Source organism: Pseudoxanthomonas sp. 22568 (genome assembly GCF_052044485.1).
GTDB lineage: Bacteria > Pseudomonadota > Gammaproteobacteria > Xanthomonadales > Xanthomonadaceae > Pseudoxanthomonas_A > Pseudoxanthomonas_A beigongshangi.
Window position 1 is genome coordinate 100,741 of record NZ_JBQENC010000010.1, and the last position, 13,902, is coordinate 114,642.

10 protein-coding genes and 1 tRNA gene are annotated in these 13,902 nt (G+C 66.9%); all 11 read left to right on the forward strand.

Annotated features, from left to right (window positions below; genetic code table 11):
* Positions 1-28: 28 nt before the first annotated feature.
* The 11 genes from ACTJI2_RS13895 (at position 29) to ACTJI2_RS13945 (ending at position 13,895) form a co-directional block, all read left to right on the forward strand.
* A complete protein-coding gene (locus ACTJI2_RS13895; protein WP_183642337.1) occupies positions 29-1,540 on the forward strand; it encodes an NADH-quinone oxidoreductase subunit M in 1,512 nt (503 codons plus the stop codon).
* 6 nt (positions 1,541-1,546) lie between these two features.
* On the forward strand, positions 1,547-2,998 hold the full coding sequence (gene nuoN / locus ACTJI2_RS13900; RefSeq protein ID WP_183642334.1) for an NADH-quinone oxidoreductase subunit NuoN: 1,452 nt from the start codon (positions 1,547-1,549) through the stop codon (positions 2,996-2,998).
* Positions 2,999-3,101: 103 nt separating this feature from the next.
* A tRNA-Met gene (locus ACTJI2_RS13905) sits at positions 3,102-3,178 on the forward strand.
* Positions 3,179-3,344: 166 nt separating this feature from the next.
* Positions 3,345-3,968, forward strand: a complete 624-nt coding sequence (rimP, locus tag ACTJI2_RS13910; protein ID WP_192197623.1) for a ribosome maturation factor RimP — start codon at positions 3,345-3,347, stop codon at positions 3,966-3,968.
* Positions 3,969-3,972: 4 nt separating this feature from the next.
* On the forward strand, positions 3,973-5,484 hold the full coding sequence (gene nusA, locus ACTJI2_RS13915) for a transcription termination factor NusA (RefSeq protein WP_183642328.1): 1,512 nt from the start codon (positions 3,973-3,975) through the stop codon (positions 5,482-5,484).
* Positions 5,485-5,594: 110 nt separating this feature from the next.
* A complete protein-coding gene (gene infB, locus ACTJI2_RS13920; RefSeq protein ID WP_192197624.1) occupies positions 5,595-8,240 on the forward strand; it encodes a translation initiation factor IF-2 in 2,646 nt (881 codons plus the stop codon).
* Between the two features lie 108 nt (positions 8,241-8,348).
* Entirely contained in the window at positions 8,349-8,720 is a 372-nt protein-coding gene (gene rbfA / locus ACTJI2_RS13925; protein WP_183642322.1) for a 30S ribosome-binding factor RbfA, read from the forward strand.
* A gap of 140 nt (positions 8,721-8,860) precedes the next feature.
* Positions 8,861-9,808: a tRNA pseudouridine(55) synthase TruB gene (gene truB / locus ACTJI2_RS13930; RefSeq protein WP_318288841.1), complete on the forward strand. Its 948-nt coding sequence runs from the start codon at positions 8,861-8,863 to the stop codon at positions 9,806-9,808.
* Positions 9,809-9,955: 147 nt separating this feature from the next.
* Complete coding sequence (gene rpsO, locus ACTJI2_RS13935) at positions 9,956-10,216, forward strand: 30S ribosomal protein S15 (RefSeq protein WP_183642316.1); 261 nt, start codon at positions 9,956-9,958, stop codon at positions 10,214-10,216.
* Between the two features lie 184 nt (positions 10,217-10,400).
* Positions 10,401-12,509: a polyribonucleotide nucleotidyltransferase gene (gene pnp, locus ACTJI2_RS13940; protein ID WP_183642313.1), complete on the forward strand. Its 2,109-nt coding sequence runs from the start codon at positions 10,401-10,403 to the stop codon at positions 12,507-12,509.
* A gap of 234 nt (positions 12,510-12,743) precedes the next feature.
* Positions 12,744-13,895 (forward strand): NAD-dependent epimerase/dehydratase family protein, encoded by a 1,152-nt coding sequence (locus tag ACTJI2_RS13945; protein WP_440842508.1) that lies wholly within the window; start codon positions 12,744-12,746, stop codon positions 13,893-13,895.
* Positions 13,896-13,902 lie beyond the last annotated feature (7 nt).

Here is a 13,902-nt window from a genome sequence, read left to right on the forward strand (position 1 = left end):
CCTGGCGCTGAACTAACGGATACCACTCGTGTCGAACTGGCCTTTGCTTAGCATTCTGATCTGGCTGCCGATTCTCGGCGGCGCGCTGGTCCTCGCCCTGGGCAACCGTCGCGCCAGTGCCGCCCGCTGGGTGGCATTGGGCGTGGCGCTGCTGACTTTCCTGGCGAGCCTGCCGCTGCTGACCGGCTTCGACTTCGCCAATCCCGGCATGCAGTTCGCCGAGAAGCGTGCGTGGGTGCCGGCGTTCAACATCTGGTACGCGCTGGGCGTCGACGGCATCTCGGTCGCGCTGATCGTGCTGACCACGCTGACCACCGTGCTGGCGCTGATCGGCGCGTGGTCGTCGGTGGAGAAGCGGGTCAGCCAGTACGTGGCGGCGTTCCTGTTCCTGGAAGGCCTGATGATCGGCGTGTTCTGCGCGCTGGACGCCATCCTGTTCTATGTCTTCTTCGAAGGCATGCTGATCCCGATGTTCCTGATCATCGGCGTGTGGGGCGGCCCGCGCCGCATCTACGCCTCGATCAAGTTCTTCCTGTACACCTTCCTCGGGTCGGTGTTCATGCTGATCGGCCTGATCTACCTGTACCTGAAGGGCGGCAGCTTCCAGCTGGCGGACCTGTACACGCTGCCGCTGAACGCCAAGGAGCAGACCTGGCTGTTCTTCGCCTTCCTGATCGCCTTCGCGGTCAAGGTGCCGATGTTCCCGGTCCATACCTGGTTGCCGGACGCGCACGTGGAGGCGCCGACAGCCGGTTCGGTGATCCTGGCGGCGATCATGCTGAAGATCGGCGGCTACGGCTTCCTGCGCTTCACCCTGCCGATCGTGCCGGACGCCGGCTTCGAGTGGGCCTGGCTGGTGATCCTGCTGTCGCTGATCGGCGTGGTCTACGTCGGCCTGGTGGCGCTGGTGCAGGACGACATGAAGAAGCTGATCGCGTATTCGTCGGTCTCGCACATGGGCTTCGTCACCCTGGGCATCTTCATCGCCTTCGGCCTGGTCCGCGACTACGGCAACCTGGACGGCGCCCGCCTGGGCCTGCAGGGCGCGATGGTGCAGATGATTTCGCACGGCTTCGTCTCCGGCGCGATGTTCTCCTGCGTCGGCGTGCTGTACGACCGCATGCATACCCGCATGATCAAGGACTACGGCGGCGTCGCCAACGTGATGCCCTGGTTCGCGGTGTTCTTCGTGCTGTTCGGCATGGCCAACTCGGGCCTGCCGGGCACCAGCGGTTTCGTCGGCGAGTTCATGGTGATCGTGGCCAGCTTCCAGAAGCATCCGCTGATCGCGCTGCTCGCCGCGCTGACCCTGATCATCGGAGCCGCCTACACGCTGTGGCTGATCAAGCGGGTGATGTACGGCGAAGTGGCCAATTCGCACGTGGCCGAGCTCAAGGACATCAACGGCCGCGAGGCGCTGGTGCTGGGCGTGTTCGCCATCGGCGTGCTGGTGCTGGGCGTGTATCCCAAGCCGCTGGTTGACCTGATGGAACCGTCGATTGCGAACCTGGCGATGCAGCTCGCCAACAGCAAGCTGTAAGGAAGAATGATGACCACGTCGATGCTCCCCACCGCCGCCGACCTGCTGCCGCTGCTGCCGGAAGTCGTGCTGATCGCAGGCGCCTTCGCGTTGCTGATGCTGGACCTGTTCCTGAGTGACCGCCAGCGGGTGATCACCCACCTGCTGGCCCTGGCCACGCTGGCGGTCTCGTTCTTCATGATCCTCGGCGACGTCGGTGGCAGCGGGGCCGTGTTCAACGGCATGTTCGTCCGCGACGTGATGGCCAATGTCACCAAGCTGGCGATCCTGCTGGTCAGCGGACTGTCGCTGGTCTACGCCTGGCCGTACCTGCGCGAGCGCAAGCTGTATCCGGGCGAAGTGCCGGTGCTGGTGATGCTGGCGACCGCCGGCATGATGATGATGGTGTCGGCCGGCAGCCTGGTGATGGTCTACCTGGGCCTGGAGCTGCTGGCGCTGTGCTCGTACGCGCTGGTCGCGCTGAATCGCGAGGACGGCCTGTCGGCGGAAGCGGCGATGAAGTACATCGTGCTGGGTTCGCTGGCCTCGGGCCTGCTGCTGTACGGCATGTCGCTGGTCTACGGCGCCACCGGCACGCTGCACCTGGACGGCATCCATGCCGCCATCGCGGGTGCCACCGATCGCACCCTGCTGCTGACCGGCGTGGTGTTCATGGTTGCCGGTGTGGCCTTCAAGCTGGGCGCGGCACCGTTCCACATGTGGCTGCCGGACGTCTACCAGGGCGCGCCGACCCCGATCACGCTGTTCATCAGCTCCGGTCCCAAGCTGGCCGCGTTCGGCATGGCCTACCGCCTGCTGGAAAGCGGCGTCGGTCCGGTCAACGAACAGTGGCAGTGGCTGCTGGCCGGCCTGGCCGCGGCATCGCTGGTGATCGGCAACCTGATCGCCATCGCCCAGACCAACCTCAAGCGCATGCTGGCGTACTCCACCGTCTCGCACGTGGGCTTCCTGCTGGTCGGCTTCGCCGGCGGCGGCGCGACCGGCTACTCGGCGGCGCTGTTCTACGCGATCAGCTACGCGCTCATGTCCGCGGCGGCGTTCGGCGCCATCGTGGTGCTGTCGCGGCAGGGTTTCGAGGCCGACAAGATCGACGACTTCAAGGGCCTGAACGCCCGCAACCCCTGGCAGGCCGGACTGGTGCTGTGCGTGATGGCCTCGCTGGCCGGCGTGCCGCCGTTCCTCGGCTTCTGGGCCAAGCTGGTGGTGCTGGGCGCCGCGTTGAAGGGCGGTTTCACCTGGCTGGCGATCCTGGGCGTGGTCTGCGCGGTGATCGGCGCGTTCTACTACCTGCGCGTCATCAAGGTCATGTACTTCGACGAGCCGGTGGGCGAGCGCCAGCCGGCGCGTCAGGACCGGGTGGTGCCGGTGGTGTTCGGGGTGAACGCGCTGGCGCTGCTGGTGCTGGGCATCTTCTGGAACCCGATCATGGCGTGGTGCCAGCAGGCGTTCGCCGGCTGAACCGTTTCACCTCCGTCGGCCGATGTTTTTCGGGCGACGGATAGTTTTTGTTGATGGGAAGGCTTGCAAGAATCCACGGAAGCCTTCATAATTCCGCTTCTGCTGCGGGGTGGAGCAGTCTGGCAGCTCGTCGGGCTCATAACCCGAAGGTCGCAGGTTCAAATCCTGCCCCCGCTACCAAGCTTTGCGGTCGCGGAAGTCATCAAGACTTCCACGTCCGAAGCTCGGGCTCGTGAAAGCGCATGCTTCCGCTTTCACACCGAAATCCAGCGTTATCGGACAAGGGGCCCACCGGGCCCCTTGTCGTTTTCTGCAACCAGACTTTACCTGGCAAAAAGGTCATTCCGTGAGCGACAAGGCCACTCAAATCTCGGAACTCCTGGCCCCCACCGTGCAGGCGCTCGGGCTCGAGCTGCTGGGCATCGAGTATCTGCCCGCGCCCGGCGGCGCCACCGTGCGGCTGTACATCGACGTGCAGGAAGCCGAGCGCGACAGCCGCTTCGTCAACATCGACGACTGCGAGGCGGTCAGCCGCGAGGTATCGGCGCAACTGGACGTCGAGGACCCGATTTCCGGCAACTACACCCTGGAAGTGTCTTCCCCGGGCGTCGACCGGCCCCTGTTCACCCTGGCGCAGTTCGCGCGCCACCAGGGCGAGAGCGCCAAGGTGGTGCTGAAGCTGCCCCAGGACGGGCGTCGCCGCCTGCAGGGGGAAATCACCCGGGTCGAGGACGGGCAGATCGTTTTCACCGTCGACGGCGCGGCGTTGTCCGTGGCGTTCGATAATATTGACAAGGCCAGGCTGGTCCCCGATTGGGCGGCCCTGGGCCTGGCCCCCGAAAAACCCAAGGGTGGCGGCCGCAAGGCCGGTACCGCTGGCGGAGCCGCAGCCGGCAAGAAGGGCGCGGCGAAGCAGGAATCCAAGCAACAACCCAACAAGCCGGCGGCTCGCAAGCCGCGTGCGGAGTGAACTGATGAGTAAGGAACTTTTGCTGGTGGTGGATGCGGTCGCCAACGAGAAAGGCGTGCCGCGCGAGGTGATCTTCGATGCCATCGAAGCCGCGCTGGCGTCCGCCGCCAAGAAGCGCTACCTGGATCAGGACGTGTCGGTGCGCGTTTCGATTGATCACAAGGACGGCAGCTACGAAACCTTCCGCCGCTGGGAAGTGGTGGCCGACGACGTGGTGATGGAATCGCCGGATCGCCAGCTCCGCCTGATGGACGCCGTGGACGAAGCCGAGGGCGTCGAGGTCGGCGACTGGATCGAGGAACAGATCGAGAACCCGGACTTCGGGCGCATCGCCGCGCAGGCCGCCAAGCAGGTGATCGTGCAGCGCGTGCGCGAAGCCGAGCGCCAGCAGGTGGTGGATGCGTGGAAGGACCGCGTCGGCGAACTGGTCACCGGCGTGGTCAAGCGCGCCGAGCGCGGCAACATCTACGTGGACCTGGGCGGCAACGCCGAAGCCTTCATCCCGAAGGACAAGGGCATCCCGCGCGACGTGCTGCGCGCCGGCGACCGCGTGCGCGGTTACCTGTACGACGTGCGTTCCGAGCCCCGCGGCCCGCAGCTGTTCATCAGCCGCGCCGCGCCGGAATTCATGATCGAGCTGTTCAAGCTGGAAGTGCCGGAAGTGGGCCAGGGCCTGGTCGAGATCAAGGCCTGCGCGCGTGATCCGGGCGACCGCGCCAAGATCGCGGTGCTGGCGCACGACAGCCGCACCGATCCCATCGGCGCCTGCATCGGCATGCGCGGTTCGCGCGTGCAGGCGGTGTCGAACGAGCTCAACGGCGAGCGCGTGGACATCGTGCTGTGGAACGACAACCCGGCCACCTTCGTCATCAACGCGATGGCGCCGGCGGAGGTGCAGTCGATCATCGTCGACGAGGAAAAGCACTCGATGGACCTGGCGGTGGCCGAGGACCGGCTGGCCCAGGCCATCGGCAAGGGCGGCCAGAACGTGCGCCTGGCCAGCCGCCTGACCGGCTGGCAGCTCAACGTCATGACCCAGGACCAGGTCGCCGCCAAGTCCGAGGCCGAGCAGGCCGTGGCCCGCCAGCTGTTCATGGACAAGCTGGAAGTGGACGAGGAAATCGCCGCCATCCTGGTCAGCGAGGGCTTCAGCACGGTCGAGGAAATCGCCTACGTGCCGGTCGGCGAGCTGCTGGCCGTGGAAGGCTTCGACGAGGACATCGTCGAGGAACTGCGGGCCCGCGCCCGCGACGCCCTGCTGAACGAGGCCCTGGCCGAGGAGGAGGGCCTGGAGGAGAACCAGCCCGCCGACGACCTGCTGGCACTGGAAGGCATGGACGAGGAAACCGCCTACGCGCTGGCCGCGCATGGCGTCCGTACCAGCGAGGACCTGTCGGACCTGGCCGCCGACGAAGTGGTGGAATTTGGCATCGAAGGGATGGACGAGGGACGCGCCGCGGCGCTGATCCTGGCCGCCCGAGCCGAGGAGATCGCCCGCCTGGAGCGCGGCGAATGATCCACCGATGAGCACCGCCCTGGCACCCGCAGGGCTTAGAATCCCCAACCTTGAAATGGGGCGCTCCTTCGCTGACGGCAGAGGGGCGCTACAAAGAAACTAGGATCCGAATGTCGCAGCAAACCACCATCCGCAAGCTGGCTGAACTGGTCAATACGCCGGTCGAGAAACTGCTGGAACAGCTGGCCGAGGCCGGCATGAAGTTCAGCGGTCCCGACCAGGTCGTGACCAGCACCGAGAAGATGAAGCTGCTCGGCTTCCTGCGCCGTACCCACGGCAAGACCGAGAAGCCGGCGGACGAGACCGCCGCGCCGAAGAAGATCACCCTGAATCGCCGCAAGGTGCAGGAAGTGACCGTCGCCGCCGGCCGCAGCAAGACCACGGTGAACGTGGAAGTGCGCCAGAAGCGCACCTACGTGAAGCCGAACGAGGCCGACGCGCCCGTCGTCGCGACCACCTCGCAGACGGAGACCAATCCCGAGCGCGCCGAGATCCTGCGCAAGCTGGAGGAATCCAAGCAGCGCAACCTGCAGGAACAGCAACGCCTGGCCGAGGACGATCGTCGCCGTGCCGAGGAACTCGAGCGCAAGCGCAAGGAAGAGGAAGCCGCCCGCGCGGCCGCCGAAGCCGTCGCGCGCGCCGAGGCCGAAGCCAACGCCGCCAACGCCGGCGAAACTTCCGGCGAGGAGCGTCCCGCGCGTGCCGGTGGACACCACGTGCCCAAGCAGGTGGTTCGCAAGGATCCGCCGCGCGTCGACGACCGCAACGGCGCCGCCGCGGCGGCGAACAAGCACAAGACCCGCGGCTCGCACGCGATGGTCAGCGGCATCGAGGACGACGACGCGGCCAGCCGCTTCGCCGGCCAGCTGCACCTGTCCGCCGCCGAGCGCGCACGCCGCACCACCTCGCGCGGCAAACCCAAGCCGCGCCGGCAGATGGAACAGAGCCGTGGCGGTGGCGGCGGCGCGCATGGCTTCGAGCGCCCGACCGCGCCGGTCGTGCGCGAGGTCGCCATCGGTGAAACCATCACCGTGGCCGACCTGGCGCAGAAACTGGCCCTGAAGGGCGGCGACGTGGTGAAGGCGATGTTCAAGATGGGCGTGATGGCGACCATCACCCAGACCATCGATCACGACACCGCCGCGCTGGTGACCGAGGAACTGGGCCACAAGGCAATCCGCGCCGAGAGCAACGACGCCGAGAGCGAACTGCTGGCCCACACCGAGGAGCACCAGGGCGACAAGGTCTCGCGTCCGCCGGTGGTCACCATCATGGGCCACGTCGACCACGGCAAGACCTCGCTGCTGGACTACATCCGCCGCACCAAGGTCGCCACCGGCGAAGCCGGCGGCATCACCCAGCACATCGGTGCGTACCATGTGGAAACGCCGAAGGGCGTCATCAGCTTCCTGGATACCCCCGGCCACGCCGCGTTCACCGCGATGCGTGCCCGCGGCGCCAAGCTGACCGACATCGTGGTACTGGTGGTGGCGGCCGACGACGGCGTCATGCCGCAGACCAAGGAAGCCATCCAGCACGCCAAGGCGGCCAAGGTGCCGCTGATCGTCGCGGTCAACAAGATCGACAAGTCCGACGCCGATCCGATGCGGGTCAAGAACGAACTGCTGGCCGAGGAAGTGGTCGCCGAGGATTTCGGCGGCGACACCCAGATGGTCGAGATTTCCGCCAAGACCGGCCAGGGCATCGACGAACTGCTGGACGCGATTTCGCTGCAGGCCGAAGTGCTCGAACTGAAGGCCGTGCAGGACGGCCGCGCCAGCGGCGTGGTCATCGAATCCTCGCTGGACAAGGGCCGCGGCCCGGTCGCGACGGTGCTGGTGCAGCAGGGCACCCTGAAGAAGGGCGATTACCTGGTGTGCGGCATCCAGTACGGCCGCGTGCGCGCGCTGTTCGACGAGACCGGCGGCCAGCCGGCCTCGGCCGGCCCGTCGATTCCGGTGCAGGTGCTGGGCCTGTCGGGCGTGCCCGACGCCGGCGACGATTTCGTGGTGGTCGAGGACGAGCGCCTGGCCAAGGACGTGGCGCAGCAGCGCGACGCCAAGCGCCGCGAATCGCGCCTGGTCAAGCAGGCCGGCAACCGCATGGAGGACATCCTGGCGCAGATGGGCCAGGGCGAAGGCCAGCAGGTGCTGAACCTGGTGATCAAGGCCGACGTGCAGGGTTCGGTGGAAGCGCTGAAGCAGTCGCTGGTCGGCCTGTCCAACGAGCTGATCCGCATCAACGTGATCACCGCCGGCGTCGGTGGCATCACCGAATCCGACGCCAACGCCGCGGTCACCGCCAAGGCGACGGTCATCGGCTTCAACGTGCGTGCCGATGCGTCCGCACGCCGCATCATCGAGGCCAACGGCGTCGACCTGCGCTACTTCTCGATCATCTATGACGTGATCGATCAGGTGAAGCAGGTGGCTTCGGGCCTGCTGGGCAAGGAAATCCGCGAAGAGATCATCGGCACCGCCGAGGTCCGCGACGTGTTCCGCAGCTCCAAGTTCGGCGCGGTCGCCGGCTGCATGGTCGTGGAGGGCGTGGTCAAGCGCAACAAGCCGATCCGCGTGCTGCGCGACAGCACCGTCATCTTCGAAGGCGAACTGGAATCGCTGCGCCGCTTCAAGGAAAACGTGGACGAAGTCCGCAACGGCACCGAATGCGGCATCGGCGTGAAGGCGTACAACGACATCAAGCCGGGCGACCAGATCGAGTGCTTCGAGCGCATCGAGGTGGCGCGGACGCTCTGACGGGAATAGGGAATCGGGAATGGGGAATCGCAGGGCGGTTTCCCTTCTCCCGGTTCCTCCCGCAGCACGCCCGCGATTCCCGATTCTCCATTCCCGATTCCCGTACCAATGCCCAGCAAATCCTTCCACCGTACCGACCGCATCTCCGCACAGCTCCGCCGCGAGCTGGGCACGCTGGTGCACGAGGCCGTCCGCGAGTACGGGCTGCCGTCGGTGAGCGTGTCCGATGTCGAGGTCACCCGCGACATGGCGCACGCGCAGGTCTACGTGACGGCGTTGCTGCCGGAGCGTTCGGCGGATGCGATCAAGGGGTTGCGTGAACTGGCGCGCGAGCTGCGCATGGAGCTGGCCCGCCGGGTAAAGCTGCGCCACGTGCCGGAACTGCATTTCCACTACGACGATTCGGTGGATCGCGGCGAGCGCATCGACCAGCTGCTGCGCGACCTGCCGGAACACGGTTCCGGCGACGACCAGGGCTGATGGCCGGTCCCGGCGCGCACCGCGCCGGCGCCATTTTTCGTTGATACTGGGCGGGCCTGGCCCCGCCGACCATCGTGCCGTCGCGGCCGCCATGCAGGCGCCGGCCGTGCCCGATGACTCTGAAAGGAACCCGGAGAGGGATGCCCCCGAAGATTCGCTTCCGTCCGCTGGATGGGCTGCTGCTGCTGGACAAGCCGCAGGGCCTCAGCTCCAACGCCGCCCTGCAGGCCGCGCGGCGCCTGTTCCGCGCGGAGAAGGGCGGGCACACCGGCAGCCTGGACCCGCTCGCCACCGGACTGCTGCCGCTGTGTTTCGGCGAGGCCACCAAGATCGCCGGCCTGCTGCTGGGCTCGCGCAAGGCCTACGAGACCACCGCGGTGCTGGGCGTGACCACCGATACTGACGACGCCGACGGCGCGGTCCTGCGCGAACGGCCGGTGCCGACGCTGGCCCCCGCCGATCTGGAGACCGCCCTGGCACCGCTGCGCGGGTCGATCCGCCAGCGCGCGCCCATCTACTCGGCGCTCAAGCAGGGCGGCGAGCCGTTGTACGCCAAGGCCCGCCGGGGCGAAGCCATCGAGGCGCCCGAGCGCGAGGTCGAGGTCCATGCCATCGAGGTGCTAGCCGCCGAAGGCGACCGGATCCGGCTGCGGGTCGAGTGCGGTTCCGGCACCTATGTGCGCAGCCTGGTGCGCGACCTGGGCGAGGCGCTGGGCTGCGGCGCCCACGTCGCCGAGCTGCGCCGGCTATGGGTCGAGCCGTTCCTGGCCCCGCGCATGTACACCCTGGAGGCGCTGGATGCGCTGGCCGGGACGGGGGAAGCGGCGCTGCTGGGCGCCCTGCTGCCGGTCGAGGCCGGCCTGGCCGGATTCCCCCGGCGCGACCTGGACGCCGACGGCGCGCGCCGTTTCGGCATGGGCCAGCGCCTGCGCGGGCAGGGTGAACCGGCGGAAATGGTGGCCGTGCGCGGGCCCGAGGGACGTGTGCTGGGCCTGGGCAGCGTCGACGGCGAGGGGCTGCTGGTCCCCCAGCGTCTGTTCAGCTGGGCGGTCCGCAACGCTCCGTCGGCGGCGCGGCCCAAACATTAAAACCTTGTTTCAAAAGGCCTCGGCGGCTACACTACGCCGCCGGTTTTGTCCGGCATTTCCTTTCGTTCACGGCGAGCCACGCGGTGCACCGGTCTACTCCGGTATCTCCCGGCGTTCCTGCAGGCTTCGCATCTCCAGAGAAACCACATGTCCATCGATACCCAGAAGATCATTGAAGAAAACAAGCGCGGCGCTGCCGACACCGGTTCGCCGGAAGTGCAGGTCGCCCTGCTGACCGCCCGCATCGAGCAGCTCAGCGGCCACTTCAAGGTCCACAAGAAGGATCACCACAGCCGTCGCGGTCTGCTGCAGCTGGTCAACCGCCGCCGCAGCCTGCTCGACTATCTGAAGAAGAAAGACAACGAGCGCTACAAGAGCCTGATCGAAAAGCTCGGCCTGCGTCGTTGATGCAATACCCCGCCGCGGCGCAGAAATGCGCCGCGGTTTGCATTTGAGGGAAGGAAATCCGGTTGAGTGCCGATAGGGCACGTCGCTTTTCTCCCAGAACACCGGCCGGGCACTCCGGCCAACCGCCGGCGGCAAGGGCCGCGGGCGGCCCAGAATCCGAACAGGCAATATTCAAGGAAACCACGTGGCAAAAATCACCAAAACCTTCCAGTACGGCAAGCACACCGTCACCCTGGAAACCGGCGAAATCGCCCGCCAGGCCAGCGGCGCCGTCATCGTGAAGATGGACGACACCGTACTGCTGGTCTCCGCCGTCGCCGCCAAGTCGGCCCGCGAAGGCCAGGACTTCTTCCCGCTGACGGTCGACTACCAGGAAAAGTTCTACGCCGGCGGCCGCATCCCGGGTGGCTTCTTCAAGCGCGAAGGCCGTGCGACCGAGAAGGAAACGTTGATCTCGCGCCTCATCGATCGTCCGATCCGTCCGCTGTTCCCGGAGGATTACAAGAACGAGGTCCAGATCATCGCCACGGTGATGTCGCTGAACCCGGAAGTGGATGGTGACATCCCGGCGCTGATCGGCGCCTCCGCCGCGCTGGCCCTGGCCGGCACCCCGTTCATGGGCCCGATTGGCGCCGCCAAGGTCGGCTACAAGAACGGCGAGTACATCCTCAACCCGACCACCAGCGAGCTGAAGGAATCGCAGCTGGAGCTGGTCGTCGCCGGTACCGCCAACGCGGTGCTGATGGTCGAATCCGAAGCCGCCATCCTGTCCGAGGACGTGATGCTGGGCGCGGTGATGTTCGGCCATCGCGAGATGCAGAAGGTCATCAACGCGATCAACGAGCTGACCGTCGAAGCCGGCACCAAGCCGTCCGAATGGACTGCCCCGGCCAAGAACACCGCCCTGATCTCGGCGCTGAAGGAAGCCATCGGCAACCAGTTGGCCGATGCGTTCCAGGTGCGTGACAAGCTGCAGCGCCGCGACGCCATCGCCGCGATCAAGAAGGACGTGGTGGAGCGCCTGGCCGGTCGCGCCGAGGCCGAAGGCTGGAGCGGCGCCGAGCTGTCGAAGGAATTCGGCGAGCTGGAATACCGCACCATGCGCGACTCCGTGCTGGCCACCAAGGTCCGCATCGACGGCCGCGCGCTGGACACCGTCCGCCCGATCAGCTCCAAGGTGAGCGTGCTGCCGCGTACCCACGGCTCCTCGCTGTTCACCCGTGGCGAGACCCAGGCGATCGTGGTCGCCACCCTCGGCACCGCCCGTGACGGCCAGGTGATCGACGCGGTCAGCGGCGAGTACAAGGAAAACTTCCTGTTCCACTACAACTTCCCTCCGTTCTCGGTGGGCGAGTGCGGCCGTTTCGGCGCGCCCAAGCGCCGTGAAATCGGCCATGGTCGCCTGGCCAAGCGTGGCGTGCTGGCGGTGATGCCGACCCTGGAAGAGTTTCCGTACACCATCCGCGTGGTGTCGGAAATCACCGAATCCAACGGTTCCTCGTCGATGGCCTCGGTCTGCGGCAGCTCGCTGGCGCTGATGGATGCCGGCGTGCCGGTGAAGGCACCGGTCGCGGGCATCGCGATGGGCCTGGTGAAGGAAGGCGACAACTTCGTCGTGCTGTCGGACATCCTGGGTGACGAAGATCACCTGGGCGACATGGACTTCAAGGTGGCCGGTACCGCCGACGGCGTGTCCGCGCTGCAGATGGACATCAAGATCGAGGGCATCACCGAAGAGATCATGAAGCAGGCGCTGCAGCAGGCCAAGGCCGGCCGTCTGCACATCCTGGGCGAGATGGCCTCGGCCATCACCAGCCCGCGCGCCGAGCTGAGCGACTACGCCCCGCGCCTGCTGACCATCAAGATCCATCCGGACAAGATCCGCGAAGTGATCGGCAAGGGCGGTGCCACCATCCAGGGCATCACCAAGGAAACCGGCACCCAGATCGATATCCAGGACGACGGCACCATCGTCATCGCCTCGGTCAATGCCGCCGCCGCCCAGGCCGCCAAGGCCCGCATCGAGCAGATCACCTCGGACGTCGAGCCGGGTCGGATCTACGAAGGCAAGGTCGCCAAGATCATGGATTTCGGTGCGTTCGTCACCATCCTGCCGGGCAAGGACGGCCTGGTGCACGTCTCGCAGATCTCCAGCGAGCGCGTGGAGAAGGTCAGCGACAAGCTGAAGGAAGGCGACGTGGTCAAGGTCAAGGTGCTGGAAGTCGACAAGCAGGGCCGCATCCGCCTGTCGATCAAGGCCGTCGAGGAAGGCGAAGGCGTGCCGGCCGAGTAAGCCGGTCCCTTCCTTTCACGGACAGCAGAAAGCGGGCTTTGGCCCGCTTTTTGTTTGCGCGGGGCTTGCCCGCGCCTCGCCCGCACGCCGGTCCGGCCCCGCGGCGGCTCGCCGCCAGCCCGTGTGATGGCGCGGTGCGGCAAACCAGCCCCGACTTTCGCCATACGCGCCGCGGCGGCGGTGGGTGGTATTAGTGCGGCTTCCCCCGGCCATACCACCACCCCGGAGCCATCCATGACCAGCCGCCGTGATCTGCTCAAACTCAGTGCGCTTGCCGCCGCCACCGCCGCGATGCCTTCGCTGGCCTGGGCCGCCGCCGGCCAACAATCCGGCAAGGTCGGCAAGGCCGCCAAGCCACTGAACATCCTCATTCTCGGCGGCACCGGTTTCACCGGTCCGTTCCAGGTCGCCTACGCGCTGGAGCGCGGCCACAAGGTCACCCTGTTCAATCGCGGCAAGCGCCCCTCGCCGGAATGGCCGGGCGAGGTGGAACAGCTGCACGGCGACCGCAATACCGGCGACCTGAAGGCGCTGGAAGGTCGCAAATGGGATGTCTGCATCGACAACCCGACCAGCCTGCCGTTCTGGGTCCGTGACGCCGGCAAGGTGCTGAAGGGCAATGTCGGCCACTATCTCTTCATCTCGACGATCTCGGTGTACGCCGACGGCAGCAAGCCCGGCATCAGCGAAACCGACGCGCTGGCGCAGTACAAGGGCAAGGATGCGATGGCCGAGACCCAGGAATCGCTGCGCGCCGATATCGAGGGCCTGTACGGCCCGCTCAAGGCGCTCAGCGAAGCCGAGGCGCACAAGCAGTTCGGCGAACGGGTGACCATCGTGCGCCCGGGCTACATCGTCGGCCCGCGCGACGAGACCGACCGCTTCACCTATTGGCCGCATCGCGTCGCCCAGGGCGGCGAGGTGCTGGTCCCCGGCGACGGCAAGGATCCGGTGCAGGTCATCGATGGCCGCGATTTGGGCGAATGGATGATCCGGCTGGCCGAGGCGCGCACCTATGGCGTGTTCAACGCGGTCGGCCCGAAGGAATTGCTGCCGATGGACGCGATGCTGCAGGCCTGCCAGTCGGCGACCGGTGGCAAGCCCACCTACACCCACGTGACGCCGGAATTCCTGGAAGCGCAGAAGGTCGAGGAACTTCCGATCTGGGTGTCCGCCAAGAGCGGCCCGTATGCCGGCTATGGCGCGGTCAGCAACGCGCGCGCGGTGGCCGCCGGCCTGACCTATCGCCCGCTCACCAACACCATCACCGACCTGATGGCCTGGTTCCGCAGCCAACCGGCCGAGCGCCAGGCCAAACTGCGCGCGGGCATCAGCCGCGACAAGGAAACCGAACTGCTCAAGGCCTGGCACGCGGCCAAGGCCTGAGCGCCGG

Excerpts from the sequence above, each read along its gene's own strand:
- nuoN (WP_183642334.1), top strand. The coding sequence starts at position 1,547 with ATGATGACCACGTCGATGCTCCCCACCGCCGCCGACCTGCTGCCGCTG.
- nusA (WP_183642328.1), top strand. The coding sequence starts at position 3,973 with ATGAGTAAGGAACTTTTGCTGGTGGTGGATGCGGTCGCCAACGAGAAA.
- infB (WP_192197624.1), top strand. The coding sequence starts at position 5,595 with ATGTCGCAGCAAACCACCATCCGCAAGCTGGCTGAACTGGTCAATACG.
- rbfA (WP_183642322.1), top strand. The coding sequence starts at position 8,349 with ATGCCCAGCAAATCCTTCCACCGTACCGACCGCATCTCCGCACAGCTC.
- truB (WP_318288841.1), top strand. The coding sequence starts at position 8,861 with ATGCCCCCGAAGATTCGCTTCCGTCCGCTGGATGGGCTGCTGCTGCTG.
- rpsO (WP_183642316.1), top strand. The coding sequence starts at position 9,956 with ATGTCCATCGATACCCAGAAGATCATTGAAGAAAACAAGCGCGGCGCT.
- ACTJI2_RS13945 (WP_440842508.1), top strand. The coding sequence starts at position 12,744 with ATGACCAGCCGCCGTGATCTGCTCAAACTCAGTGCGCTTGCCGCCGCC.